We start from the raw sequence: 24,195 nt of genomic DNA, 5'->3' as shown, positions 1-24,195 counted from the left end.
CCCAACGCCGACTGGGCCCATCTCGCCCCGCAGGCCGCGCCCAACCCGGTCCCCCCCCGGCGCTCACCCCGCGGCGCCGGGCCGGGTGAGGACCCGGCCGGGCGCCGAATCCGCCTCTCCGGTGCCGAGGTGTCGCTTCGCCGTGATGGCGTGGACAACGAAATCTGCGGCTTCACCGCTCGCGACACCCACGGAAAGTGGCATCTGAATTCACCTTCATGGCGCGGTGCGGCGGAGTTACAGTGGCGATTCCTTTGCCGTTGCGGATTCGCGGAGGCGCCCCGATGCGGACGAGTCGGATCAGGAATACGTGGTCGGCGCTGCGGCGTTCCGTCGCGGGTCTTGTCGTCGCGGTGACGGCCGCGGCCGGGTTGGTGGCCGCCGTGCCCGCGGCGCAGGCCGCGGACGCGGAGCTGCTGTCGTGCGTGGGCAGCGGCGCCAACACCTACGAGCCCGGGGTGACCGCGCAGATCAGGCCCGTCACGATCACCTCGCGCGCGGACTACGGCCCGTGCGTGTCCAGCGGGTCGCCGGCGATCACGTCCGGCGGGTACCGGGTCGTGGTGACCGGCCTGATCTCCTGCCTGGCCGGGAGCGTCTCCATCACGGTGACCATCACCTGGAACACCGGCGAGACGACCACGGTGGCCGCCGCCGGCGTGGTGGTGCTGCGTCCGGCCAACGAGACGGTCGTCGTGTACCAGGGCAGGGTGACCGCCGGCCGGTTCGCCGGAGCCCTGGTCGTCATGAACGCGGTGGTGCTCAACACCACGCCGCAGCAGTGCCTCACGCCGGAAGGCGTCACCGGTTCCGGCGGCCCCGCCGACATCGTCATCACCCAATTGGCCTGACGCGGTTTTGTCGCACGCGGCCGGAACTCGATTCGACCGGTCCGCCTGACAGCGCGTTCCGGTGATTGCTCGTTATTGACGACCGCCGAGAAATGGCGGCTGTCGAACGTCACGCGGCTCGGATCACGCCCGGCCGCGTTCCTCGTGGAGCGGGCCGCCTGGCGCCCCCTCACCGGCGTCATCCTTCGCCGGTGAGGGGGCACATGAGGGCGGTGAGGGCCTCGTCGAGGCGACCGGCCAGGATCCGACCGGTGGTGGCGACCAGGCGGGCGTCCACCGTCGCGGCGAAGGCGGCGCCCTCGGCCAGGACCTTGGCGCCGCCCTCGGTGACGGTGAGGATGTGCCGCCGCCGGTTGATCGGGTCCCGCCGGCGCCGGAGCAGTTCGCGCTGCTCCAGGTGATCGACCAGGCGGACGACCATGCCGGGCGTGACCTGCATGAGCGTGGCGACGTCGTCCTGGGTCCGGGCCAACCCGCGGTCGACGACGTCGAGCACGCCGAGGTGCTTCGGTGTCAGCCCCGCCTCCTTCAGGTGCAGCGCGAACTCCTTCTGCACGACCGCGCCGAGCACGGTCAGCCGGAACGCCAGCGAGTCGGAGAGTCGCTCTTCCGGGTGCGTTGTCGCTTCCATACCGGTACTGTAGCATCACTCAACAGTTGAGTGAGTACACAGTTCAGGGGTGACACAATGACCGTCCTACTCGTGTTGAACACACTGGCCGCGCTGCTCAGCGTGGGGTTCGCCGCAGCGGCCGGAGCCCGGCCGGCGTCGATGAGCGGCTCGACGACCGTCGAGGCCGCCGAGCGGTTCTTCGCCTACATGTACGCGGCGCGCGCCGTGCCGCTCGGGCTCGTCGCCGCGGTCCTGCCCTGGTTCGAACGGGGCGCCGGGGTCGCCTGGTTGCTCTTCGTCGCCGCCGCGATCCAGCTGATCGACGTCGCCATCGGCGTCTGGCGCAAGGAGAAGGGGCTGATGGGCGGCGGCGCGGTGCTGGCGGTGATCCATGCGGTCGCCGGGATCGCCATCCTGTAGTGCACTGGACGGGTCCGAGAGGAAGGTGCCCGGGGTGAAGTCGGTCTACGCGATCTCCATCGTGCTGTCGTTGCTCGCCACCGGGCTGTACGCCGGGTTGTGCTTCGGCATCGCGTTCAACCCGGGCGTCGCCACCATGAGTCCGAGCGCCTACGTGTCGTACTGGCAGGCGGTGAACCGGGACTACGGGCGGTTCATGCCGCCGCTGTTCGTGGTGGGGATGCTGGCGTCGAGCGCGGTCGCGGTGCTCAGCTACCGGAAGGACGCGACCGTGCTCGTCGCCGGCATCCTCGCCGCGGTGGCGATGCTGGCCGGCATCGTCATCACGGTCACGACACTGGTGCCGCTGAACGTGCTGGCGGACAGCTGGGTCGGGTCGATCCCGGACTCGTGGGCCGCGCACCGCGACAGCTGGCGCCGCTTCCACCTGATCAGGACGGTCGTGGCCGCGGCCGGGTTCGCCGCGGCGGCCGTCGTGCCGGTCGCGCAGCTGAGGTAGTCCGGTCGGGGCGGTTCAGGGTTCGGTGGTCGACGGCGCGCTGCGGTTGCGGCGGTAGTCGGTGGGGCGCTGGCCGGCTTCCCGCAGGAACGCGTTGTTGAACCCGCGCGAGGTGCCGAAGCCGCACAACCGGGAGACCTGCGCGATGGTCAGGTCGTCCCGCCTGCCGTCGCCGAGGATCTCCTGGGCGCGCGCGATGCGCATCCGGCGGAGCACCGTCATGGGCGGTGTCCCGTCGTCGAAGAGCTGGAACAGGCTGCGGCGCGAGATGTTCAGGGCCGCCGCCACGTCCTCCGCGCTGAGGTCGGTGCGCGAGAGGTTCTCCCGCATGACGGCCAGTGCCCGGCCCCGGAGCGCGGGCCCGGTCTCCGTCAGCTCGACGTCGTCGCCCAGCGCGCCGCGCACCAGCAGCTCGACCAGGCTGACCAGGAACGGCCCGGCCGCCGGGGTCGCGCAACGCGGTGTGTGGAGGATCCTGGTCGCGGACTGGACGAACAGGTCCACCAGGTCCCGGTCGACGGGCAGCGGCGAGAACATCGCCCGCCGGAGCACCTCGACGTCCACGGTCAGCCGCGACGAGTCGATGTCCACGATCAGCTGCCGGTCCGGCTTGTCCCACAGGACGCGCCGCGGCTCGTCGTGGAACTGGAGGTAGAGCGAGCCGGGGCCGATCTCGTGCGCGGAGCCCCGCGCGTCGATCCGCGCCCCGTTGCTGCCCGAGAGGATGAGCTGCACGCGACCGCCGTCGATGCCGTCCGCCCGGCCGCGGTCGACCAGGAACGCGCCGGCGTCCATCCGGCCGGCCACCACGCCCGCCTCGCCGACCCAGTGCCCGGTGTAATCGGCCTGGAAAGTCGGGTCGGCCACAATCAACGGCATCCCGCTCTTGCCGTACCGCGTGCTCTCGGTCAGCTCATTCCAATAGTCGAGCCGGTCGGTCGGATCCGCGTTCCGGTTGTGAATCCTGATGAATCTTGAACGCTCCGCCGGGACCTGCCCCCCAGAAGCTCCCTCGCGCATTGGTACCTCCCCGCACCAGTGTCGCTGTGGCATCGGACCAGGTCATGGTAACCGCGGACGGGCGACGAGCGCGGGTGAACCGGAGAACTGCGCCAAGATCGGTTTCCGGTGCGCCGGCCGTCGTGGTCCGGACGGCCTCGGCAGATAATGAGAATTATTCGGAACGGCCGCTGACCGCACTTCGCGCGGCCGTCGGCAAAGATCGCCACCTCCTCGTGCGGGCCCGCGCGCGCGTGCCCGCACAGGCCTCCCACCTGCGTCGACTCCTCTCGGTGCCCGGGACGCGATACGCGGGGTGAACAGGAGTGCAGGATTGACGAACTCCAGTGCAAGTCGATTGCCGCCGCCGGACACCGCGCCATAACGTCGCCGACAACATTGACGAGCCGGCACTCCGGCTTACCGCCACGAACGACCGACGACTGAATCCGGTGGCTCATGACGACCTTGAAAATGATCCGACCGCCCGTCCGGGCGGAAGTGTCGCTGCACGAGGAACTGTCCCGGTTCTACGTGAACCACCTGGGCGCCCTCGACCGGGGCGACACGGCCGCGTTCGCCGCGGATTTCGTGCCCGAAGCGTCCTTCGCGGCGAGCGGATTCGACGGGCTCGTGCACGGGCGCGCCGCGATCGAGGCGGCGGCCGCGGCCGGCGTCGAGCAGCGGGCCCGCGACGGCATCACCCACCGGCACCTGGTGTCGATGCTGCGGGTCGTGCCGCGCACCGCGACGCTGGCGCGGGCGAGCAGTTACGTCCTCGTCGTGGAGAGCGGCGCGGGCACGCCGCCCGTCGTCTACGCCAGCACGCTGTGCGAGGACGTCCTGGTGCGGCGCGACGACCGCTGGCAGGTCCGGGCCCGCAAGGTGACCCGCGACGACAAGCCGTGGCGGTCCTGATGGGCGGGGACGACCGGAGCGCGGTCGAGCGGTTCTACGCCGAGCAGGTCCACGCGCTCGACCGCGGCGACTTCGACGCCTACGGCGACACGTTCGCCGCGGACGCCGAGTTCGTGATCGACGGTCTGCGGACGCTGCGGGGACGTGCCCGGATCGTCGAGCACAGCCGGGTCCTCCGGGACGCCAGGTCCGCGCGCGGCGCCGTGCAGCGGCACTTCATGTCGAACTGCGCGATCACGCCGACCGGCGACGGCCTCCGGGTGCGGGGCACGGTGCTGACCGTGGAGTCCGTCGTGGGCCAGGGCTCGCGCGTCTCCGGGGTGATCGAGTTCGCGGACGTGCTCCGGGTCGAGGGGAACGCGGGGCACCGGGTCGTGTCGCGGACCGCGAAGCCGAACTGACGAATCGTTGATCTCAAGGGGGGACGTGGGGTTGAGCATGACGAGCACTCGAAGGGTCGTGGTGTCCGGCATCGGTGTGGTGGCGCCGGGCGCACCAGGGCGGAAGAACTTCTGGAACCTGATCTCCGAGGGGCGCACCGCCACCCGGATCATGACGTTGGTCGATCCGACGCCGTTCCGGTCGCGGGTCGCGGCCGAGGTCGACTTCGACCCGGCGTCGTGCGGCCTGAGCGCCGCCGAGGTGGCGCGGCTGGACCGGGTCGGGCAGTTCGCGCTGGTCGCCCTGCGGGAGGCGATCGAGGACAGCGGGATCGACCTGGGCCAGGGCGACCCGGGGCGGACCGGCGTCGTGGTCGGGACCGCGGTCGGGTCGACCCCGGCCCTGGAGTCCGAGTACGTGCGGATGAGCGGGCGCGGCACCGCCTGGGAAGTGGACGAGTCCCTGGCGAGCCCGCACTACTACGACTACTACATCCCCAGCTCCATCGCCGCCGAGCTGGCCGTCGAGGTCGGCGCGGAAGGGCCGGTCTCGGTGGTGTCCAGCGGGTGCACCTCCGGGCTCGACGCCGTGGCGCACGCGGTCGAGCTCGTGCGGGAGGGCACGGTCGACCGGGCCGTGTGCGGCGCGTCCGACGCGCCGATCTCGCCCATCACGATCGCCTGCTTCGACGCGATCAAGGCGACGACGCCGCGGCTCGACGAGCCGGAACGGGCGTTGCGGCCCTTCGACAAGAGCCGCAACGGGTTCGTGCTCGGCGAGGGCGCGGCGATGTTCGTCATCGAGGAGCTGGAGTCGGCCCGGCGGCGGGGCGCGCCGATCTACGGCGAGCTCTCGGGCTTCGCGAGCCGGTGCAACGCCTACCACATGACCGGGTTGCGGCCGGACGGCGTGGAGATGGCGGCGGCGATCACCGCGGCCCTGGACCAGGCGGGCCTCGCGCCCACCGACATCGGGTACGTCAACGCGCACGGGTCGGGCACCAAGCAGAACGACCGGCACGAGACCGCGGCGTTCAAGCTCGCGCTCGGCGAGCACGCCTACCGCACCCCGGTCAGCTCGATCAAGTCCATGGTCGGCCACTCGCTGGGCGCGATCGGCTCCATCGAGATCGCGGCCTGCCTGCTGGCCCTGCAGCACCGGCTGCTGCCGCCCACCGCCAACTGGACCGAGCGCGACCCCGAGTGCGACCTCGACTACGTCCCGGTCCACGCGCGGGAAGCGGCCCCGGAGCACGTGCTCAGCGTGGGCAGCGGGTTCGGCGGGTTCCAGAGCGCCATGATCATCTCGAAGGCGGGTGCGACGCGATGAGACCGCACATCACCGGCCTGGGCGTCGTCACGCCGTTCGGCATCGGCGTCGACCCGTACTGGAGCGCGCTGCTCGAGTCGGCCAACGCGATCGGCCCGATCACCCGGTTCGACGGCGGCCGGTACGCCACCGGGATCGCCGGGGAGCACCCCGGGTTCGACCCGAGGGACCACCTGCCCGCCCGGCTGCTGCCGCAGACCGACCGCGTCACCCAGTTCGCGCTGGTCGCGACCCGCGACGCGCTCGACGACGCGGCGATCCCGGACGGCGCCTACGCCGAGCACGCCTCGGCGGTGGTGACCGCGAACAACGGCGGCGGGTTCGAGTTCGCGCAGAAGGAGATGCAGGCGCTGTGGTCGCGCGGCCCGGCCCACGTGAGCGCGTACCAGTCGTTCGCCTGGTTCTACGCGGTCAACACCGGCCAGATCTCCATCCGGCACAACCTGCGGGGAGCCGCCCGCGCGCTGGTCACCGACGACACCGGTGGCATGGAGGCGGTCGGCCAGGCGCGGCGGCAGCTGCGGCACGACTGCGAGCTCGTGCTCGCCGGCGCCGTGGACACCAACCTCTGCCCGTGGGGCTGGTCGGCCTACACCAGCGCCGGGCTCATGGCGACCGACCCCGACCCGCGCACGGCGTACCGGCCGTTCTCGCCGCACGCCGACGGCTTCGTGTCCGGCGAGGGCGGGGCGATCATGACCGTGGAACGGCCCGACCGCACCGGTTCCCGCGCGGCCTACGCCGCGATCGCGGGCTTCGCGTCCACTTTCGACGGTGTGGCGCGGGACGGCCGCGGCCTGGAGCGCGCGATCCGCGTCGCGCTGGACGACGCCGAGGTGGACGCGGGCGACGTCGACGTGGTGTTCGCCGACGGGTTCGGCACCCGCGAGATGGACGACCGCGAAGCGCGGGCGATCACCGCCGTGTTCGGCCCGGGAGGCGTCCCGGTGACCGTGCCGAAGACCGGCATCGGCCGGCTCGGCTGCGCGGGCAGCGCGCTCGACGTCGCGACGGCGTGCCTGGCGATCGCCAAGCAGGTCGTCCCACCCACACCGCGCTACGAGCTCTCCGAGGCGGCGAGCGCGCTGCACGTCGTCGACCACCCGGCCGCGGGCCGGGTCCACACGGCCCTGGTGCTCGCCAGGGGCCGCGGCGGCTTCAACTCGGCGATGGTGCTGACGAAGCCGCACACCGAACTCGACTCCGACTGAGGGAGAACGCAATGAACATCGACACCCTGACCGCGGTGCTCCGCGAGGTGGCGGGCGAGGACGAGACCTTCGACCTCGCGACCCACGTCGACCCGGACACCTCCTTCGACGACATCGGCTTCGACTCCATCGCGCTGCTGGAGGTGCTGAACGTCCTCAAGCGCGAGCACGGGGTCCAGCTCGACGACGACGTCCTGGAACACGCCAAGACCCCGGCCGCCCTGCTCGACGTGATCGAGGAGGAGCGCGATGCTGCCTGAGCACACCACCGACGACCGGGTCGCGCTGATCTCCGGCGGCACGAGCGGGATCGGCCTGGCCATCGCCAAGCGGCTGGGCGCGGCCGGCTACCGGGTGTTCCTCGGCGCCCGCGACGCGCGGCGGGTCAAGGAGACCGTCGCCGACCTCGCCGAGCTCGGCATCACCGCCGACGGCCAGTCGTGCGACGTGCGGCACGAGTCGCAGGTCGAGTCCTTCGTGGCCGCGGGCGTCGCGGCGTTCGGCCCGGTCACGACCCTGGTGAACAACGCGGGCATCCCCGGCGGGGGCGTCACCAGCGGCCTGTCGACCGAGCTGTGGGACAACGTCGTCAACACCAACCTGCGCAGCGTCTTCCTGATGTCGCGGCACGTGCTGACGACCGGCGGGATGACCACGCGCGAGGCCGCCCAGATCATCAACATCGCCTCGACGGGCGGCAAGCAGGGCGTCGTCCTGGGCGCGCCCTACAGCGCCTCGAAGCACGGCGTGGTCGGCTTCACCAAGGCCCTCGGCCTGGAGCTGGCCGGCACCGGCATCACGGTCAACGCGGTCTGCCCCGGCTACGTGGAAACCCCGATGGCGCAACACGTCCGGGAGAACTACGCCCGGATCTGGGACGTGTCCGCGGCCGACGTGCTGACCAAGTTCGAGGCCAAGATCCCGCTGGGCCGCTACAGCACGCCGGACGAGGTCGCGGGCCTCGTCGAGTACCTCACCACCCCACTGGCCGCCTCCATCACCGCGCAGGCGCTCAACGTCTGCGGCGGGCTGGGCAACTACTGACGCGAGGGCACGCAATGGACACCACGCACGACATCACGATCGACGCCGATCCCCGCGACGTCTACGCCCTGCTCGCCCACGCCGAGCGCTGGCCCGAGCTGTTCGAACCGACCATCCAGGTCACGCACGTCGAGCGCCGCGGCACGACGGAGACCTTCCGGATCTGGGCGAGCGCGGGCGAGGAGGTGAAATCGTGGACCTCGGTGCGCGAGCTCGACCCCGTGGCGCACCGGATCACCTTCCGCCAAGCGGTGCCCGCGCCGCCGATCGCCACCATGAGCGGCACCTGGGTCGTCGAGGAGGACGGCCCCGGGCGGACCCACCTCCGGCTGCTGCACACGTTCTCGGCGGTCGACGACGACCCCGAGGCGCTCGCCTGGATCGAGAAGGTCACCGACGAGAACAGCCGGACCGAACTGGCCAACGTCAAGGCCGTCGCCGAGCGGGGCGGGGGCGAGGTCCGGACGTTCTCCGACTCGGTCCGGATCGCCGCCGGGGCGGACGCGGTGCACGCGTTCCTGTGGGAGGCCGAGCACTGGACCGACCGGCTGCCGCACGTCGCGGCCGTGCGGCTGGACGACTACGGCACGCACGACGTCCAGTCGCTGCGGATGACGACGCTGTCCAAGGTGGGCGAGCACGAGACGATGTCCATCCGGATCACGGAGGGCACCGGCCGCATCGGCTACAAGCAGCTCGACCTGCCGCCGCTGCTCGACCTGCACCTGGGCAACTGGACCATCCGAGCCGGGCAGGGCGAGACCGTGCTCACCTCCGAGCACACCATCCGGCTGCGCCCTGAGGTCGCCCGCGACCAGGCGAGCACCGCGGCGAACCTGGCCAAGGCGCGCGACGCGCTCAGCGCCAACAGCATGGCCACGATGCTGATCGCCAAGTCGCTGCTGGAGGGGGTCTGACCGTGTCACGCGTGCGGATCGACCTGCCACCCGCGCCGACGCCGGTGGAGCTCGCGCCGGGGGTGTTCGCCTACCTGCAGGAGCACGGCGGCTGGTGCGTCAACAACAGCGGTGTCCTCGTGGGGGCGGAGGGCACCACCGTGATCGACACGTGCGCCACCCGGGACCGGACCGAGGCGCAGCTCGCCGCGGTCCGGGCCCTGGCCCCGCAGCCGATCGACCACCTGGTCATCACGCACTTCCACGGTGACCACGTCTTCGGCGGGTGCCGCTTCCCGGCGGGCACCAGGGTCCTCGCGCACGTGGAGGCCGCCCGGGAGATGGCGGCGAGCGGCCTGGGGCTGACCGGCCTGTGGCCGGACGTCCGGTGGGGGGAGCCCGCCGTGCGGCTGCCCGACTGCACCTACGAGGACCGGCTCGTCCTGCACGACGGCCGCCGCACGGTCGAGCTGTTCCACGTCGGGCCGGCGCACACCCGCGGCGACACGGTCGTGTGGCTGCCCGAGCAACGCGTGCTGTTCGCCGGTGACGTGATCATGTCGGGCCGCACCCCGTTCCTGCTGATGGGGTCCGTGTCCGGGATGCGCGCCGCGGTCGCGTCGCTGCGGGACCTGCGGCCCAGGGTGGTCGTGCCGGGCCACGGACCGGTCGGCGGCGCCGGGCTGCTGGACGACACCGAGCGGTACCTGGACTGGCTGGACGGGGTCGCGACGGCCGGGCGGCGCGAGGGCCTGACCCCCGCCGAGGCCGCGCAGCGGGCGGACCCGGACGAGTTCGCCCGGTGGGGCGAGCCGGAACGGCTGGTCGCGAACCTGCACCGCGCCTACGCCGAACTCGACGGCGCCGCGCCGGGCGCGCCGCTGGACGTCGTCGCGGTGTTCGCGGAGATGGTCGCGCTCAACGGCGGGTTGCCGGAGTGCTTCGCATGAGGACGAACTGGTGATGGGGGACGTCATGGACGACACGATGCGCTGGCCGGAAGCCGGGCGGTCCTGGGTGGCGGCCGGGCCGCTGGCCGACCCGCGGCCCGCCGCGGTGGACACCTTGCTGACCGAGGCCGTCCGCGCCGGCGCCGACCGGCCGGCGGTGCAGGTCGGCGCGGACGCGCTGACCTTCCGGGACTGGGACGACGTGGCCTCGTCGGTGGCCAGGGCGCTGGGCGCGGCCGCACCGGGGCGCGGGGTGGTCGGCCTGGTGGCCGACCTCGACCCGGTGTTCCCGGCCTACTACTACGGGGCGATCCGCAGCGGCAACGTCGTCGCGCCGATCAACCCGCTGCTGCCCGCGCCGGCCGTGGCCCACGTGCTGCGGCTGGCGATGCCCTCGGCCGTGCTGGTGTCCGAGGCCGGGTCGGACGCCCTGCGCGCCAAGCTGGCCGAGCAGGGGATGCTAGACCTGGTCCGGGAGGAGGTCCGGGTCGAGTTCGGCCGGCTGCTCCGGCTGCGGACCGGCGCGGCGCCGGTGCTGCCGGACGACACCGCCGCGCTGATGTTCACCAGCGGGTCGACCGGCCGGGCGAAGGCGGTCGCCTACAGCCACCGCAACGTCCTGACCAACGCCGCCCAGCTCGCCGACGCCCACGGGCTCGCCGCCTCGGGCGGGCTCGCGCACAGCAGGCCGATCTTCTACCCGATGCACATGAACGCGTCGGTGCTGGCCGGCGTCCGGCAGGTCCTGGTCGGCCACCGGCGCGTGCTCGACTCGGTGCTCGCCGCCGACGAGGCGCGGGCGACCCACCTGTACTCCCTGCCGGTGCGGCTGGAGCAGCTGGCGGCCGACCCGGCGTTCGGCTCGACGCGGGTCCGGCACCTGCGCATGGTCGGCTCCGGGAGCACCGCGCTGGCGGAGAAGGCGGCCACCCGGATCGGCGCCACGCTGGGCATCCCGTGCCGGCAGGGCTACGGGCTGTCCGAGACCACGTCGCTGGTCAGCACCGAACGCGCCGGCTACGACCGGGTCGGCTCGGTGGGCGCGCCCGTGCGGGACGTCGCGGTCCGGATCGCGGCGCTGGACGACCCGACCGCGGAGCCGGTGCCGACGGGGGTGGCCGGGCAGATCTGGGTCGCGGGCCCGAGCGTCATGCAGGGCTACCTCGACGGCTCGGGCGTGACCCCGGTGGCGCCCGGCTGGTTCCCGACCGGCGACTACGGCTCGCTGTCCCCGGACGGCCTGCTGACCGTGGTCGACCACATCGGCGACCTGGTCCGCCGGGGCGGCGAGGTCGTCTCGCCGTCGTCGGTCCGCCGGGCGCTCGAAGCCCACCCGGACGTGGTGGAGTGCGCCGTGGTGGGGGTGCCCGCGACCGACGGCGGCCCGGCCCGGCTCGCCGGGTTCGTCCGGACTGCCACCGACAGCGCACCGGACCTGCCCACCGCGGACCTCGACGTCCTGACCGTGGTCGAGTCCCTGCCCCGCCTGGCCAACGGGAAGGCCGACAAGGCGGCGCTCGTCGCACTCGCACAGCAGAAGCGGTTGCCCGCCTGACGGCGGTCACCAAGAGGGGGGAAGCATGGCGCACGACGCGCTGGAGAAGGTCGTCGAGCTGAAGCGCGCACTGCTCGACGACGACGACGACGAAGCCGCACGGCGGCAGCGGGACAAGGGCAAGCTGACCGCCCGCGAGCGGATCGCGCTGCTGCTCGACGAGGGGTCGTTCCAGGAGGTCGAGGGCCTGCGCCGGGCCCGGCACGCCGGGCTGGGCCGGGCGGACCACCGCCCGCTGTCCGACGGCGTGGTGACCGGCTGGGGCACCGTGCTCGGGCGGACGGTCTTCGTCTACGCCCAGGACTTCCGCATCCTGGGCGGCGCGGTCGGCGAGGCGCACGCGGAGAAGATCCACAAGGTGATGGACCTCGCGGTGGCGGCCGGCGCGCCGCTGGTGTCGCTCAACGACAGCGCGGGCGCCCGCATCCACGAAGGCGTCACGGCGCTCGCCGGGTTCGGCGGGATCTTCCGGCGCAACGCCAAGGCGTCCGGCGTCATCCCGCAGATCAGCGTGATGCTCGGTCCGTGCGCCGGCGGCGCCGCGTACAGCCCGGCGCTGACCGACTTCACGTTCATGGTCCGCGGCATCTCCCAGATGTTCCTCACCGGGCCGGACGTGGTGGCGACGGTGACCGGCGAGCGGGTCACCATGGACGAGCTCGGCGGCGCGGACGTGCACAACCGGCTCTCCGGGGTCGCGCACTTCGCCTATGACGACGAGCGGTCGTGCCTGGAGGACGTCCGGCTGCTGCTGTCGATGCTGCCCGCCAACAACCGGGAGCAACCGCCCGCGTGGCCGTCGACCGACCCGGTCGACCGCCGCGCCGAGGGGCTCCACGAGCTGGTGCCCGCCGACGGCAACCGGCCCTACGACATGCGGGCGGTGATCGAGGAGGTCGTCGACGACGGGTTCGTGCTGGAGGTGCAGGAGGGCTGGGCGACCAACGTCATCTGCGCGTTCGCCCGGCTGGGCGGTCACGTCGTGGGCGTGGTGGCCAACCAACCGTCCGTGCTGGCCGGCGCTCTGGACATCGCGGCGTCGGAGAAGGCGGCGCGGTTCGTGCAGACCTGCGACTGCTTCAACATCCCGATCGTCACGTTCGTGGACGTGCCCGGCTTCCTGCCCGGTGTCGGCCAGGAGCACGACGGCATCATCCGGCACGGCGCGAAGCTGCTGGCCGCCTACTGCAACGCCACGGTGCCGCGCATGTCGGTGATCGTGCGCAAGGCCTACGGCGGCGCGTACATCGTCATGGACTCCCGCTCGATCGGCGCGGACCTCGTGCTGGCGTGGCCGGGCAACGAGATCGCCGTCATGGGACCGGAAGCGGCCGTCGACATCATCTTCCGGCGCGACATCGCCGCCGCGAACGGCGACCGCGAGGCGGTCCGGCAGCAGAAGATCGACCTGTACCGCGCCGAGCTCATGCACCTGTCCTACGCCGCCGAGCGCGGGCTCGTCGACGACGTGATCGACCCGGCCGACACCCGACCGGTGCTCATCCGCGGCCTGGAGATGCTGCGTTCCAAGCACGCCGACCTGCCGCTGCGCAAGCACGGCAACACACCTTTGTAGGGGAGCGGTCATGGTCGACGAGACGGTCCTGCGGATCGAGTCCGGCACGCTCGACGAGCCCGAGCTGGGCGCCCTGCTGGCGGTGCTGTGCCTGGCCGCCCGGCGACCACCGGACGACGCGCGGCCCCTGGCCGCGCCCCGGTGGCTGTACCCGGAGCGGGCCGCGGTGTTCGTGCCGCCCAACAGTTGGCGCAACGCCGGGTAGCGGTCGGCCCGAGCGGACCGACCCGAGCAACAGAGAGGGAGTCGCAGGTGCACAAGGTTCTCATCGCCAACCGGGGCGAGATCGCGATCCGGGTGATCAGGGCGGCGCGCGACGCGGGGATCGCCTCCGTCGCGGTGTACGCCGAACCGGACGCCGACGCGCCGTTCGTGCCGCTGGCCGACGAGGCGTTCGCGCTGGGCGGTCGGACCGCGGCCGAGTCCTACCTGTCGGGGGACCGGATCCTGGAGGTGGCACGGCGGTGCGGCGCCGACGCGGTCCACCCCGGCTACGGCTTCCTGTCGGAGAACGCGGACTTCGCCCAGTCCGTCCTCGACGCCGGCCTGACCTGGATCGGGCCGAGCCCGCGGGCCATCCGGGACCTGGGCGACAAGGTGACCGCGCGGCGGATCGCGGAGCGCGTGGGCGCACCGCTCGTCCCCGGCACGGGGCGTCCGGTCGGCGACGCGCGGGAGATCGTCGAGTTCGCCGAGCGGCACGGCCTGCCGGTCGCCATCAAGGCCGCGTTCGGCGGTGGCGGGCGGGGTCTGAAGGTCGCCCGGTCCCTCGACGAGATCCCGGAGCTGTTCGAGTCCGCGACCCGCGAGGCGGTCACCGCCTTCGGCCGCGGCGAGTGCTTCGTCGAGCGGTACCTGGACCGCGCGCGGCACGTGGAGGCCCAGGTGCTGGCCGACCGGCACGGCAACGTCGTCGTGCTCGGCACGCGTGACTGCTCGCTGCAACGACGGCACCAGAAGCTGGTCGAGGAGGCGCCGGCGCCGTTCCTGACCGACGAGCAGCGTCGACTGGTCCACGACTCGGCCAAGGCCATCTGCCTGGCGGCCGGGTACTCCGGGGCGGGCACGGTGGAGTACCTGGTCCAGGGCGAGACCGTGTCGTTCCTGGAGGTCAACACCCGGTTGCAGGTCGAGCACCCGGTCACCGAGGAGACCACCGGCGTCGACCTGGTGCTGGAGCAGTTCCGCATCGCCGAGGGCCACCCGCTCGACCTGACCGGTGACCCGGCGCCGCGCGGGCACGCGTTCGAGTTCCGGATCAACGGGGAGGACGCCGGCCGGGGTTTCCTGCCCACGCCCGGCCGGATCACCCGCTACCGCGAGCCGGGCGGTCCGGGCGTCCGGGTCGACTCGGGCGTCGTCGCGGGCAGCGTGATCGGCGGCCAGTTCGACTCGATGCTGGCCAAGCTCGTCGTGTGGGGTCCTACCCGCGAGCAGGCCCTGCGGCGGGCGCGGCGCGCGCTGCGCGAGTACGACGTCGAGGGGATCGCCACCGTGCTGCCCTTCCACCGCCAGGTCGTGGACGACCCGGCGTTCGCGGGGCCGGGTTCCTTCGACGTGCACACCAAGTGGATCGAGACCGAGTGGCACAACCCGGTCGAGCCGCAGGCCCAACCGGCGACCGTCGAGGAACTCCCGCGCCGGCGGCTGACCGTGGAGGTGAACGGCCGGCGCGTCGAGGTGTCCCTGCCGGCCGACTTCACCGCGCTGGTGGACGGCGCGACACCGGCGGCGACGCCCGCGGGCCAACCCCGCCCGACCGCGCGCCGGCGAGGCGGCGGCATGACCCTCGTGTCCGGCGACGCGATCGTCGCGCCGATGCAGGGCACGGTGGTGAAGGTCGCGGTGTCCGAGGGGCAGCAGGTCGAGGCCGGCGACCTCGTGCTGGTGCTGGAGGCGATGAAGATGGAGAACCCGGTCACCGCGCACAAGGCCGGCGTCATCACCGGGCTGACCGCGGAGCCGGGTGCGTCGGTCACCCAGGGGACCGTGCTGGCGCAACTCGGGAGCGGTGAGGGTTGACTTCGAGCGCGCGCGAAGACCTAGCGTCGCCGCCATGACCAAGTCAGATCACGGCACCGCCGTCAACCGACGTTCGCTGCTGGCCGCCGGAGCGCTGATCGGGGCCTCCGGGGTGGCGACCGCGCCGGGAGCATCAGCGGCGCCGGAGGCGTCCTCCGGCCGGTACGCCAGGGGACTGGCCGTGCTGCGGCAGGTCTCGGGCGACCGCGGCGCCGAGGTGGTCGAGTCGCTGTCGGACATCGCGCCGGACCTCGGCCGCTACGTCGTCGAGTTCGCCTACGGCGACGTCTACGCCCGGCCGGGACTGGACCTGCGGCAGCGGCAGCTGGTGACCATCGGCGCCCTGGCCGCGCAGGGCGACACGGCGCCGCAGCTCCGGTTCCACCTCGACGCGGCGCTCCGGGTCGGGCTGAGCCCCGTCGAGGTCGTGGAGGCGCTGATCCACGTCGTCCCGTTCACGGGCTTCCCGAGGGCGCTCAACGCGGTGCAGGCCGCCCGGGAGGTGTTCGCCGACCGGGGGATCGCGTTCGAGCCGCCGGTGCAGACCGACGAGCGGGACCGCTACGCGCGCGGCGTGGAGAACCTGGTGGAGGTCGACGGGCAGCACGGGCTGGACGTGATCGAGTCGTTGCGGGACATCGCGCCCGACCTCGGCCGCTACGTGGTCGAGTTCGCGTTCGGCGACGTGTACCACCGGCCGTGGCTCACGACGCCGCAGCGGCAGCTGGTGACCATCGGCGCGCTGACCGCGTTCGGCGACACTGCACCCCAGCTGCGGGTGCACCTGGGCGCCGCGCTGCGCGTGGGGCTGAGCCGGGGCCAGGTGGTCGAGGCGCTGATCCACGTCGTGCCCTACGCCGGCTTCCCCCGCGTGCTCAACGCCGTGACCGTGGCCAGGGACGTGTTCGGGCAACTGCCGGGTTGACTTCGAGCGCGCTCCAACTCCTACCGTCGACCGCGTGAACGACACGAGCGTGCTGTCCATCGCGGAAACGGTCGAGGTCACCGGCCTGACCGCCCACACGTTGCGCTACTACGAGCGGATCGGCCTGCTCGACCCGGTCGGCCGCGGCCCGGACCGCCGGCGTCGCTTCCGCAGCGCCGACCTGGCCTGGCTCGGCTTCCTCACCCGCCTGCGCACCACCGGCATGCCCATCCGGGACATGCGGCGCTTCGCCGAGCTGCGCAGGCGGGGCGACGTGACCGTCCCGGAGCGCTTGGAGCTGCTGGAACGGCACCGCGACGCGGTCCGGAGGCGGATCGCCGAACTCTCCGACTGCCTGACGTCGTTGGACGCGAAGATCGACCACTACCGGGCGCTGAGCGACCACTGACCCGCGCGGATCGGCGGGCAGGCACCGCGCACTCCGAGCCGGCGGTGGCCGCCTCGGGTGCTGCGCCGGCCCGTCCGGCGGAGTGGCAGTGCTCGGGGGTGTTCGGCGGTCACGCCTTCGGACGAGCGGTCGGCAGGTCGAGCATCGCGGCGGCGACCTGGTCGGCGGCGGTGTCGGGGAGGGCCGTGGCCGTGCCGGGCAGGACGAGCAACCGGGCGTCGGGGATCTCGGCGGCGAGCGCCTCGCCGTTGCCGACCGGGAAGAACAGGTTCTCGCGGCCGTGCACGACCAGCGTCGGCACGGTCAGGTCGCCGAGCCGCTCGCGCCACCGCGGCGCGCAGTCGAGTCGGGCGAACACCATCCCGAGCTGGTTCGCCTCGTGCGCGGCAGGGGTGCTCGACGGTGTCCGGTCCCAGATCCGCGCGGCGGTCGCGCGCGCCTGCTCCGGGTCGTCGCCGAGCAGCTCGGCCCGCTCGGCGCCGTACGCGGCGACCGCCGCCGGGTCGCTCCAGTCGGGTCTGGGCAGGGAGAACAGCGCACGCATCGCCGCCGGGTCGTGGTCGGGCAGGTCCTCGTCGACGGGGCCCGGCGCGACCGGGCGCGTGCCGACCAGGGTCAGCGCCGAGAACGCCGCGGGGTGGTCGAGCGCGGCGACCTGGGCGACCATGCCGCCGACGCCGATGCCGCCGAGGTGCGCGGTGGTGGCCCCGAGCGCGTCGACGAGCGCCACCGCGTCCGCGGCGAGATCGCGGAGCGTGTAGCCGGGCGCCTCCGGGTCGACGGTCGTGGAGCCACCGCAGTCGCGCAGGTCGTAGCGCGCCACCCGGCGCCCGCCCGCCGCCACCCGCTCGCACAACGCGTCCGGCCAGGACAGCATCGTCGTGCTACCGGCCAGCAGCACCAGCGGATCACCCTCACGGCCGAAGCACTCCACACCGAGCTCGACACCGTTGGCGCGCAATGAAAGCATGCGTCACGGTAGCAAGCACCCGTCCGACCACAACGGACCCGGCGACCCGCCGGGCGCGCCGCGATACCGGTGCCGGCAACCGCATCGCACCCGGCGCGGGAGCGGTTCGCAGCCGGGTTCGCCCGCGTCAGCGGTTGGCGGACCACTCCGCCGCGGGCGTGAGCGGGACCGGTGCCGGTCGCTCGACCGTGGTCGTCAGCTCGATCCGCCGTCCTTCTTCCGCCGCGCGCAGCACGGCGGTCATGGTTTCGAGCACGTGCAAGGCGAGGTCCCCACCCGCGCGCGGGAGTCGTTGTCCACCGGCCGTCACGAGGTCGAGCAGGCCGATGCCGCGGCCGGCCCCGGCGTAGCCCGCGCTCGGGGGCAGTGCCCGCCACTCGGTGCCGCCCAGCGCGAAGAGCCGGGTCTCGCCGTCGAAGTGGTTGGGGTCCGGCACCGCGAGGGTGCCGGTCTCGCCGTGCACCTCGATCGGCACGGCGGTGGTGGCCACGCCGTCGAAGCTCGTCGTGATGGTGGAGAGCGCGCCGCCGACGTGTTCGAGCACGCCGGAGACGTGGCTGGCGACCTCGACCGGGATCCGCTGACCCGTCCGCGGTCCGGACCCGATGACGCGCTCGTCGCGCAGGCGGCCCGCCGCGCCGATCACCGCGCGCACCGGGCCGAGCAGGTGGACCAGCGCGGCGATGTAGTACGGACCCATGTCCAGCAGGGGACCGCCGCCCGCGGTGTAGTAGAAGTCGGGGTTGGGGTGCCAGCGCTCGTGCCCCGGCGTGACCATCACGGCCGACGCGGACAGCGGGCGGCCGATGAGCCCGCGGTCGATCGCCGCACGCGCGGTCTGCGTGCCCGTGCCGAGAACGGTGTCCGGCGCGCAGCCCACCCGGACACCGGCCGCGGCGGCGCGGTCGATGATCGTCCGGCCGTCCGCGAACGTCACGGCGAGGGGCTTCTCGCCGAACACGTTCTTGCCCGCGTCGATGGCGCGCAGCGCGATCCCGGCGTGGGCCGCGGGTGTGGTGAGGTTGAGCACGGTGTCGACGTCCGACCCGTCGAGCAGGTCCTCGACGCCCACCGCCTCGGCGCCCGGCAGCCCGGCGGCGACCGCGGCCGACCGTTCGGCGTCGAGGTCGGCGACCGCGGTGATGCGCACGGCGGGGTGGGTGGCGAGCGTGTCCAGGTACGCGCGGGAGATGACCCCGAGACCTACGATGCCGACGCGGTGCGGGTCGCCCACAGCATCCCCCTCTCGATGACGGTGCGGACGTCGGGGTGCTCCAACACGTCCAGGCTGTGCCCCGGGGTCGTCACCACGATCCGCCCGGCGCCCCACCGGCGGGTCCAGATCGCCGGACAGGTGACCGGCCGGTGCCACGGCTGCCACGCCGGCGCGGGGTGGGTCGTGGTGGCCAGCACGTCGATCAGGTCGTCGTGCAGCACCCAGTACTGCTCGGTGACCAGCTCGAAGTCCTCGATGCCCGCGGTGATCGGGTGCTCGCGGCCGAGGGCGGTGATGGCGACGGTGTGCGGCAGGTAGTTGTCCTCCTGCCCGCCCACGCGCTCGGCCGGCGGCTTGCCGGGGTGCGTCGCGAACTGGCCGCCCACCAGGTGCAGGTAGTCCGACGAGGCGCGGAACGAGTCCGCGATGCCACCGTGCCAGCCGGTGAAACCGGTGCCCGCCTCGACCGCCGCCCGCAGCCCGGCCACCTCCTCGCCGGTGATCTGCGACATCGTCACGCACTGCACGACCAGGTCGGTGTCGGCCATCCCGGCGGCGTCGGCGTACACCCCGGTCGACTCCTCGACCCGCACGGCGTAGCCCTCGCGCTCCAGGAACGGGATGAACAACCCGGTCGCCTCGACCGGCCGGTGGCCCTCCCACCCGCCACGGACCACGAGCGCCTTCGGCTGTCTCACGCCCACCCCCGGGAAACCGCTCTTCGACGCCGCCGAGGTCCGCGGCGGCGACGGGTCGGCACCGGACTCGGCCCACCTGACTTGATCGTATCCGTGATCCCCACCCGGATGTCGACACCAGGCTGCGCGCAGGGCGGTCCGGCACGACGTCGTGCGCCGGCTACCGGGGCCCTGACCAGGCACTACCCGACCACGTGGCGAGTTCCCGCCACAACCGGCGGCGACTGGACGGCGAGGAGCGCCGACACGGCCAGGCGCACGCCGACGTTGACCCACACCCCTGCGGCGGCCCGGTCCTGGAAGAACGCGTACGCCTCGACGGCCGCCGTCGTCAGGTGGAACACGATCAAGGTGACGGCGACCAGGCGCAGCGCCCGGGTGTCGGTGAGCCGACTGGCGCCGAACGAGAGGACCGCGATCGCGACCTCCGCCGCGCCCAGCAGGTACGGGACCAGGAACGCGTCGCCGGGCACCCGGACGTCGACCGCGGCCGGGATGGCGGCGGGCGCGACGACCAGGACGATCCCGGCGGCCAGCGTGACGATGCCGTGGGCGACGAGCAGCCTGGCGAAGTTCATGGCACCCTCCCAATTCAACGTGCGATGAGTTTAGTCGATCGCCGGGGCGATGGGTCGACCGCGGTGCTCGCACGTCGCCGGGAGGTGTGGGTCAGGGGCGGAAGAGGGCCTCGGCGTCCAGCTTCCCCCAGCCGTAGCGCGGGTTCCAGACCGGACCCGTCGTGGCGTCCCGCCGGGCCGTGATGCGCAGGCGCTGCTGGACTTCCTCCGGCGTCAACCTCGGTTCCCGTTGCAGCATCAGGGCCACGACGCCGGCGACGAAGGGCGTCGCCATGCTGGTGCCCTGGATGGTGACGTACTTGCCCGACGGGTGCCGCCGCGCCGCCAACCGGGGCGACGTGGCCATCTCCGAGCCCGCCGACAAGGCCGCCGTCACGACCTGGCCGGGCGCGACGACGTCCGGCTTCTGCACGCCGATGCGCGTGGGCCCCTGGCTGGAGAACGACGACAGGGTGTCCACCACGAGGCCCGGCAGGGTCGAGTCGCCCTGCGGCCCCTCGAACTTGTTGCGGGACGTGAGGGAACCCACCGCGACCACCCGCTCCTCGGTCGCGGGCATGCCGATCGAGTAGCCCTCCAAGGGCGCGCCGGGGAACATCAGCCGACCGCCGTCCACCGAGCCGGCCCACGCGTGGACCTCACCGTGCGCCACGGAGAGCGGTGTGATGCGGATGGTCCAGCGCTCGTCGACCGTGCCGTCGATCATCAGGAAGGTCAGGTTCTGCTCGTGGTTGACCGGGTTCTCCACGAAGTCCGCGACGAAGACGCCGTCCGGGGTGGACGTCTCGCCGGTGTTGGGCTCGAACCTGGTCCCGCTGGGCGTTTCCACGAACACGTCCACCTGGTCGCCGCGCGGGATCCACACGTCGCAGAACACCAGGCCGGTGTCGGGCACCCGCACGGTGAACGACAGCTCCTCGCCGACGACCAGGCGGCCTTGGGCGTGCACGCCGTCGTCGCCCTCGTTGCCGGCCGCCGCGACCACGATCCGGCCCGGCCCGGTGGCGCGCGCGATCTCGTTCTCGATCGCGGACGTGCCGTCGTGGGCGCCGAAGTGGCCGCCCAGGCTCAGGCTCACCACCGCCGGGCGGTCGCCGGCCAGGTCGAACGCCTGGCGGATGCCCTCGATGACGTGCACGTCCAGCAGCGGTTCGGCGCGCACGCCCATCAGCGACGCCTTGGGCGCCACGCCGCGGAACCTGCGGTCGGACGTGCCGCGCCCGTTGCCGGCCGCGATGGACGCGCAGTGCGTGCCGTGGCCGCCCGGGTCGCCGGTCGGGATGGGCGGACCGCCGTTGAGCGCCTTGTTGATCGCGGTCGCGTCGAACACGGCGAACGTGGACTCGTCCGAGCCCTCGCGGACGTGGGCGTGCACGAACCGCTCCAGGCGGGTGGTGCCGTCGTCGTGGCGGAAGTCCGGGTGCGCCCAGTCGATCCCGGTGTCCACCACCGCCACCAGCACACCGGCGCCGGTGAGGTCGCCGTGCGCGGCCTGGAGCGCGTCCACGCCGGTCACCGGGCCGCGCGCCCGGTCCATGCGGGTGAACATCTCCTTCGGCGCCTCGGCGCGCAGCAGCCAGGGCTGTCCGTCCAGTGAGGACAGCGCGGCGACCGGGACGACCGCCAGCACCACCACCTGGCCGGACGAGGCCGGGTCCGGCGGCGCGGACACCACGTGGCCGCCCACCTTCGCCAGCCAGCCCTCGACCACCTTCGACTCCGCAGACCGGACCAGCAGCTTCACCGTCGTCCGGCGCGGGTCGGTGGCCCGTCCTCCCACGGCGAGCGCTCGTGCCCCGATGCTCGCACCCGGCGGCAGGTCAAGGTCCGCGAACGCCGCCGCCCTGCGCAACCGCGCGTCCAGAACCGTGTCACGTCTGGGTTCCACTGCCCCCACCCCTTCAGTCGTGCCGCAGCGACCTGAGGGTTCGGGGCCCTTCGACGGCGAGCACCCAGGTCTCCTGAGCGATCCGGCGCAGCGCGGGGGGTGAGACGGTGCCGATGACGGAGCCGGGACCGGTGCTGGTGACCTCCATGCCGAGCGACGTCAGCCGTTCGGTCGCCTGCCCGACCTCCGCTCCGCCGCGCAGCCGAACCAGGGCGGTCCGCCGGTCGCCGTCCTCGGCGTCCCGGCTCCACCGCTCCAGTTCCGGGGTGACGACCCCGCGCCTGGGCTCCACGTCGGCGACGCTACCTCCCCGCGTGCACCTCTACCGGTGGTATCGGCCGTTCGGAGCGGGCGTTAGCACCCGAATGGGCGATGGTGGTGGCACCGCGGCCCGTCCCATGCGGCGCCAGGAGAACCCGCCGAGGCCCGCGCGGCCTGGCAGGAGGCGCTGACCGTCTACCGCGACCAGGGACGCGCCACCGACACCGCCCGCGTCGAACGCCGACTGCACGACCTCGACCACGGGGGCCGCGGGACCACCGCGTGATCAGCGTGCCCCGGCCACCCGATCCCGTGCCGACGCGTGACCGTGCCGGGTCGCGGTCGTCGGGACTGGTCCCGGAGGTGGTCGGACATGCTGTTCGGATGTCGTTTCCCCGGTCAAGAGCGAGGATCCCGATGTCACGGACTGTTGGTGTGCTCCTGGCGGTGCTGCTCGTGGCGGGCGTCTCCGCCGTGTCGCGGCCCAGCACGTCGGGGGCGGCCTCGCCGCTGCCGATCGCCGGCGCCTCGGACGCCGGGAACATGCCGCCCGACGCGGTCGACGGCGACCACGGCGTCGACCGCGTCGTCCACGTCACGGACTCGACCCGACTGCGCGACGCCCTCGCCGACGCCCGCGCCGGTGACCGGATCGTGGTCGCCGACGGCCGGTACTCGATCGGCGCGATGACCGGCAAGCACGGCACCGCGGCCAAGCCCATCACCGTCGTGGCCGCCCACCGCGGCGGGGCGGTGGTGGACGACGGGCAGCTGGAGGTGGCGGGCTCCTCGCACGTGACCTTCGAGGGCTTCCGGTGGACCAACCGCTCGACCTTGCGGATCACCGGCTCCCACCACGTGCGGTTGACCCGCAACCACTTCCGGCTCACCGAGGACGCGAAGACGAACTGGGTGCTCGTCGACGGCGAGAACAGCCACCACAACCGGATCGACCACAACCTGTTCGAGCAGAAGCGCCAACTGGGCAACTTCATCACCATCGAGGGCTCGGAGACCGAGCAGTCGCGGCACGACCGCATCGACCACAACCACTTCCGCGACATCGGCCCGCGCGCGGTCAACGAGATGGAGGCCATCCGGGTCGGCCGGAGCACGATCTCCCGCTCCAGCGGGTTCACCGTGGTCGAGTCCAACCTGTTCGAGGACTGCGACGGCGACCCGGAGATCATCTCCGTGAAGAGCAACGACAACACCGTGCGCTACAACACCTTCCGGTCCTCGCAGGGTACGTTGTCGCACCGCCACGGCAACCGCGGCTCCCTGCACTGCAACTTCTTCCTCGGCGAGGGCAAGGAGGGAACCGGCGGGATCCGGCTCTACGGCGAGGACCACAAGGTCTACAACAACCACTTCGAGGGTCTGACCGGATCCGGCTACGACGCCGCGCTCCAGCTCGACGGCGGCGACGTGGACACCTCGGGCGCGTTGAACGCGCACTGGCGCGTCTACCGGGCGGTCGTCGTGAACAACACCTTCGTGGACAACACGTCGAACATCGAGATCGGCGCCAACTACACGTTCCCCCCGGTCGACTCCACCATCGCCGACAACATCGTGACCGGGGCGCGGGGCAAGCTGTTCAACGAGCTCAAGACGCCCGTGAACCTGACCTACGCCGGGAACGTCGCATGGGCGACCGGAACCGCGACCGTCGGTGTCAGCGCGCCCGCCGAGGCGATCCGCCCGGTCGACCCGCTGCTGCGGCGCGAAGGACCCGTGCACCGCATCGGCGCGGGCAGCCCGGCGATCGACGCCGGCACGGGCGGCCACGCGTTCGTCACCGACGACATGGACGGCCAGCCGCGGGTCGGGGTCACCGACGTCGGCGCGGACGAGAGGTCGACCGCCGCGGTCGTCCGAGGACCGCTCCGCGCGTGGGACGTCGGCCCGCACGCCCGGTAGGGCGGCCCGCACGACGACGTTCGACACCGGGGTCGGCGGGTGCGGTCCGGCCCGTCGACCCCG

At 72.9% G+C, this 24,195-nt stretch carries 26 protein-coding genes; 18 read left to right on the top strand and 8 right to left on the bottom strand.

All coding sequences use genetic code 11. The features are described 5' to 3' along the window. The first annotated feature begins 284 nt into the window (after positions 1 to 284). A complete protein-coding gene (locus AB0I91_RS33585; RefSeq protein WP_499640562.1) occupies positions 285 to 851 on the top strand; it encodes a hypothetical protein in 567 nt (188 codons plus the stop codon). Between the two features lie 178 nt (positions 852 to 1,029). On the opposite strand, the gene AB0I91_RS33580 is transcribed toward AB0I91_RS33585, so the two are convergent. After that, entirely contained in the window at positions 1,030 to 1,482 is a 453-nt protein-coding gene (locus tag AB0I91_RS33580; protein ID WP_499640560.1) for a MarR family transcriptional regulator, read from the bottom strand. A gap of 72 nt (positions 1,483 to 1,554) precedes the next feature. Here AB0I91_RS33580 and AB0I91_RS33575 point away from each other — a divergent pair, with 72 nt between their 5' ends. Together AB0I91_RS33575 and AB0I91_RS33570 are read left to right on the top strand one after the other, a co-directional pair. Beyond that, the gene (locus AB0I91_RS33575; protein ID WP_498777400.1) at positions 1,555 to 1,884 is read left to right on the top strand and encodes a hypothetical protein; all 330 of its coding nucleotides are present in this window, start codon (positions 1,555 to 1,557) and stop codon (positions 1,882 to 1,884) included. A 34-nt stretch (positions 1,885 to 1,918) separates the two neighbouring features. Further along, positions 1,919 to 2,383, top strand: coding sequence for an anthrone oxygenase family protein (locus AB0I91_RS33570; protein WP_498777402.1), 465 nt, complete (start codon positions 1,919 to 1,921; stop codon positions 2,381 to 2,383). A gap of 15 nt (positions 2,384 to 2,398) precedes the next feature. Here the strand turns inward: AB0I91_RS33570 and AB0I91_RS33565 are convergent, their stop codons facing one another. Continuing rightward, positions 2,399 to 3,262: a helix-turn-helix domain-containing protein gene (locus AB0I91_RS33565; RefSeq protein ID WP_499640558.1), complete on the bottom strand. Its 864-nt coding sequence runs from the start codon at positions 3,260 to 3,262 to the stop codon at positions 2,399 to 2,401. A gap of 579 nt (positions 3,263 to 3,841) precedes the next feature. On the opposite strand from AB0I91_RS33565, the gene AB0I91_RS33560 reads away from it, so the two are divergent. From AB0I91_RS33560 to AB0I91_RS33495, 14 genes are read left to right on the top strand one after another with little or no spacing between them, the layout of a single operon-like run. Beyond that, complete coding sequence (locus tag AB0I91_RS33560) at positions 3,842 to 4,300, top strand: nuclear transport factor 2 family protein (protein WP_499640556.1); 459 nt, start codon at positions 3,842 to 3,844, stop codon at positions 4,298 to 4,300. Further along, positions 4,288 to 4,701 carry a nuclear transport factor 2 family protein gene (locus tag AB0I91_RS33555; RefSeq protein ID WP_498777408.1) on the top strand — a complete coding sequence of 138 codons (414 nt, stop codon included), beginning with the start codon at positions 4,288 to 4,290 and terminating at the stop codon, positions 4,699 to 4,701. The genes AB0I91_RS33560 and AB0I91_RS33555 overlap by 13 nt, the downstream gene beginning before the upstream one ends. Positions 4,702 to 4,738: 37 nt before the next feature. Next, positions 4,739 to 6,010 carry a beta-ketoacyl-[acyl-carrier-protein] synthase family protein gene (locus AB0I91_RS33550; RefSeq protein WP_498777410.1) on the top strand — a complete coding sequence of 424 codons (1,272 nt, stop codon included), beginning with the start codon at positions 4,739 to 4,741 and terminating at the stop codon, positions 6,008 to 6,010. Beyond that, positions 6,007 to 7,221, top strand: coding sequence for a beta-ketoacyl synthase N-terminal-like domain-containing protein (locus AB0I91_RS33545; RefSeq protein ID WP_498777412.1), 1,215 nt, complete (start codon positions 6,007 to 6,009; stop codon positions 7,219 to 7,221). Before AB0I91_RS33550 ends, AB0I91_RS33545 begins: the two co-directional genes overlap by 4 nt. Before the next feature lie 11 nt (positions 7,222 to 7,232). After that, entirely contained in the window at positions 7,233 to 7,481 is a 249-nt protein-coding gene (locus AB0I91_RS33540) for an acyl carrier protein (RefSeq protein ID WP_498777414.1), read from the top strand. Beyond that, the gene (locus AB0I91_RS33535; RefSeq protein ID WP_498777417.1) at positions 7,471 to 8,265 is read left to right on the top strand and encodes an SDR family NAD(P)-dependent oxidoreductase; all 795 of its coding nucleotides are present in this window, start codon (positions 7,471 to 7,473) and stop codon (positions 8,263 to 8,265) included. Before AB0I91_RS33540 ends, AB0I91_RS33535 begins: the two co-directional genes overlap by 11 nt. A 14-nt stretch (positions 8,266 to 8,279) precedes the next feature. Next, positions 8,280 to 9,182, top strand: coding sequence for an aromatase/cyclase (locus AB0I91_RS33530; RefSeq protein ID WP_499640554.1), 903 nt, complete (start codon positions 8,280 to 8,282; stop codon positions 9,180 to 9,182). Between the two features lie 11 nt (positions 9,183 to 9,193). Next, the gene (locus tag AB0I91_RS33525) at positions 9,194 to 10,111 is read left to right on the top strand and encodes an MBL fold metallo-hydrolase (protein WP_498777421.1); all 918 of its coding nucleotides are present in this window, start codon (positions 9,194 to 9,196) and stop codon (positions 10,109 to 10,111) included. 13 nt (positions 10,112 to 10,124) lie between these two features. Then, on the top strand, positions 10,125 to 11,666 hold the full coding sequence (locus tag AB0I91_RS33520) for a class I adenylate-forming enzyme family protein (RefSeq protein WP_499640565.1): 1,542 nt from the start codon (positions 10,125 to 10,127) through the stop codon (positions 11,664 to 11,666). Positions 11,667 to 11,691: 25 nt separating this feature from the next. Beyond that, complete coding sequence (locus AB0I91_RS33515) at positions 11,692 to 13,242, top strand: acyl-CoA carboxylase subunit beta (RefSeq protein ID WP_498777423.1); 1,551 nt, start codon at positions 11,692 to 11,694, stop codon at positions 13,240 to 13,242. Positions 13,243 to 13,252: 10 nt separating this feature from the next. Further along, positions 13,253 to 13,447 (top strand): acyl-CoA carboxylase epsilon subunit, encoded by a 195-nt coding sequence (locus tag AB0I91_RS33510; RefSeq protein WP_498777425.1) that lies wholly within the window; start codon positions 13,253 to 13,255, stop codon positions 13,445 to 13,447. Positions 13,448 to 13,494: 47 nt separating this feature from the next. After that, positions 13,495 to 15,264, top strand: coding sequence for an acetyl/propionyl/methylcrotonyl-CoA carboxylase subunit alpha (locus AB0I91_RS33505; protein ID WP_499640552.1), 1,770 nt, complete (start codon positions 13,495 to 13,497; stop codon positions 15,262 to 15,264). Between the two features lie 34 nt (positions 15,265 to 15,298). After that, positions 15,299 to 16,189 (top strand): carboxymuconolactone decarboxylase family protein, encoded by an 891-nt coding sequence (locus tag AB0I91_RS33500; RefSeq protein ID WP_499640551.1) that lies wholly within the window; start codon positions 15,299 to 15,301, stop codon positions 16,187 to 16,189. Positions 16,190 to 16,223: 34 nt separating this feature from the next. Then, positions 16,224 to 16,598 carry a MerR family transcriptional regulator gene (locus AB0I91_RS33495; protein ID WP_498777432.1) on the top strand — a complete coding sequence of 125 codons (375 nt, stop codon included), beginning with the start codon at positions 16,224 to 16,226 and terminating at the stop codon, positions 16,596 to 16,598. A gap of 109 nt (positions 16,599 to 16,707) precedes the next feature. Here AB0I91_RS33495 and AB0I91_RS33490 read toward each other — a convergent pair whose 3' ends face one another. The 6 genes from AB0I91_RS33490 to AB0I91_RS33465 form a co-directional block, all read right to left on the bottom strand. Continuing rightward, complete coding sequence (locus AB0I91_RS33490) at positions 16,708 to 17,568, bottom strand: alpha/beta fold hydrolase (RefSeq protein ID WP_499640549.1); 861 nt, start codon at positions 17,566 to 17,568, stop codon at positions 16,708 to 16,710. 127 nt (positions 17,569 to 17,695) lie between these two features. Beyond that, positions 17,696 to 18,802, bottom strand: a complete 1,107-nt coding sequence (locus tag AB0I91_RS33485) for a Gfo/Idh/MocA family protein (RefSeq protein ID WP_499614572.1) — start codon at positions 18,800 to 18,802, stop codon at positions 17,696 to 17,698. Continuing rightward, positions 18,772 to 19,482, bottom strand: a complete 711-nt coding sequence (locus AB0I91_RS33480) for a ThuA domain-containing protein (RefSeq protein ID WP_498777438.1) — start codon at positions 19,480 to 19,482, stop codon at positions 18,772 to 18,774. Before AB0I91_RS33480 ends, AB0I91_RS33485 begins: the two co-directional genes overlap by 31 nt. 182 nt (positions 19,483 to 19,664) lie before the next feature. Continuing rightward, positions 19,665 to 20,060, bottom strand: coding sequence for a hypothetical protein (locus AB0I91_RS33475; protein WP_499614575.1), 396 nt, complete (start codon positions 20,058 to 20,060; stop codon positions 19,665 to 19,667). Positions 20,061 to 20,151: 91 nt separating this feature from the next. Then, positions 20,152 to 21,948 carry a S8 family serine peptidase gene (locus AB0I91_RS33470; protein WP_498777442.1) on the bottom strand — a complete coding sequence of 599 codons (1,797 nt, stop codon included), beginning with the start codon at positions 21,946 to 21,948 and terminating at the stop codon, positions 20,152 to 20,154. Positions 21,949 to 21,961: 13 nt separating this feature from the next. Then, complete coding sequence (locus tag AB0I91_RS33465) at positions 21,962 to 22,240, bottom strand: hypothetical protein (RefSeq protein ID WP_498777444.1); 279 nt, start codon at positions 22,238 to 22,240, stop codon at positions 21,962 to 21,964. A 386-nt stretch (positions 22,241 to 22,626) separates the two neighbouring features. On the opposite strand from AB0I91_RS33465, the gene AB0I91_RS33460 reads away from it, so the two are divergent. Then, entirely contained in the window at positions 22,627 to 24,132 is a 1,506-nt protein-coding gene (locus AB0I91_RS33460) for a chondroitinase-B domain-containing protein (RefSeq protein ID WP_499640547.1), read from the top strand. Positions 24,133 to 24,195 lie beyond the last annotated feature (63 nt).

This window comes from Actinosynnema sp. NPDC049800 (assembly GCF_040656635.1).
In the GTDB taxonomy this organism is placed as follows: domain Bacteria; phylum Actinomycetota; class Actinomycetes; order Mycobacteriales; family Pseudonocardiaceae; genus Actinosynnema.
Note: the sequence above shows the minus strand (reverse complement) of the source record. Positions and strands in the feature narration are given on the sequence as shown.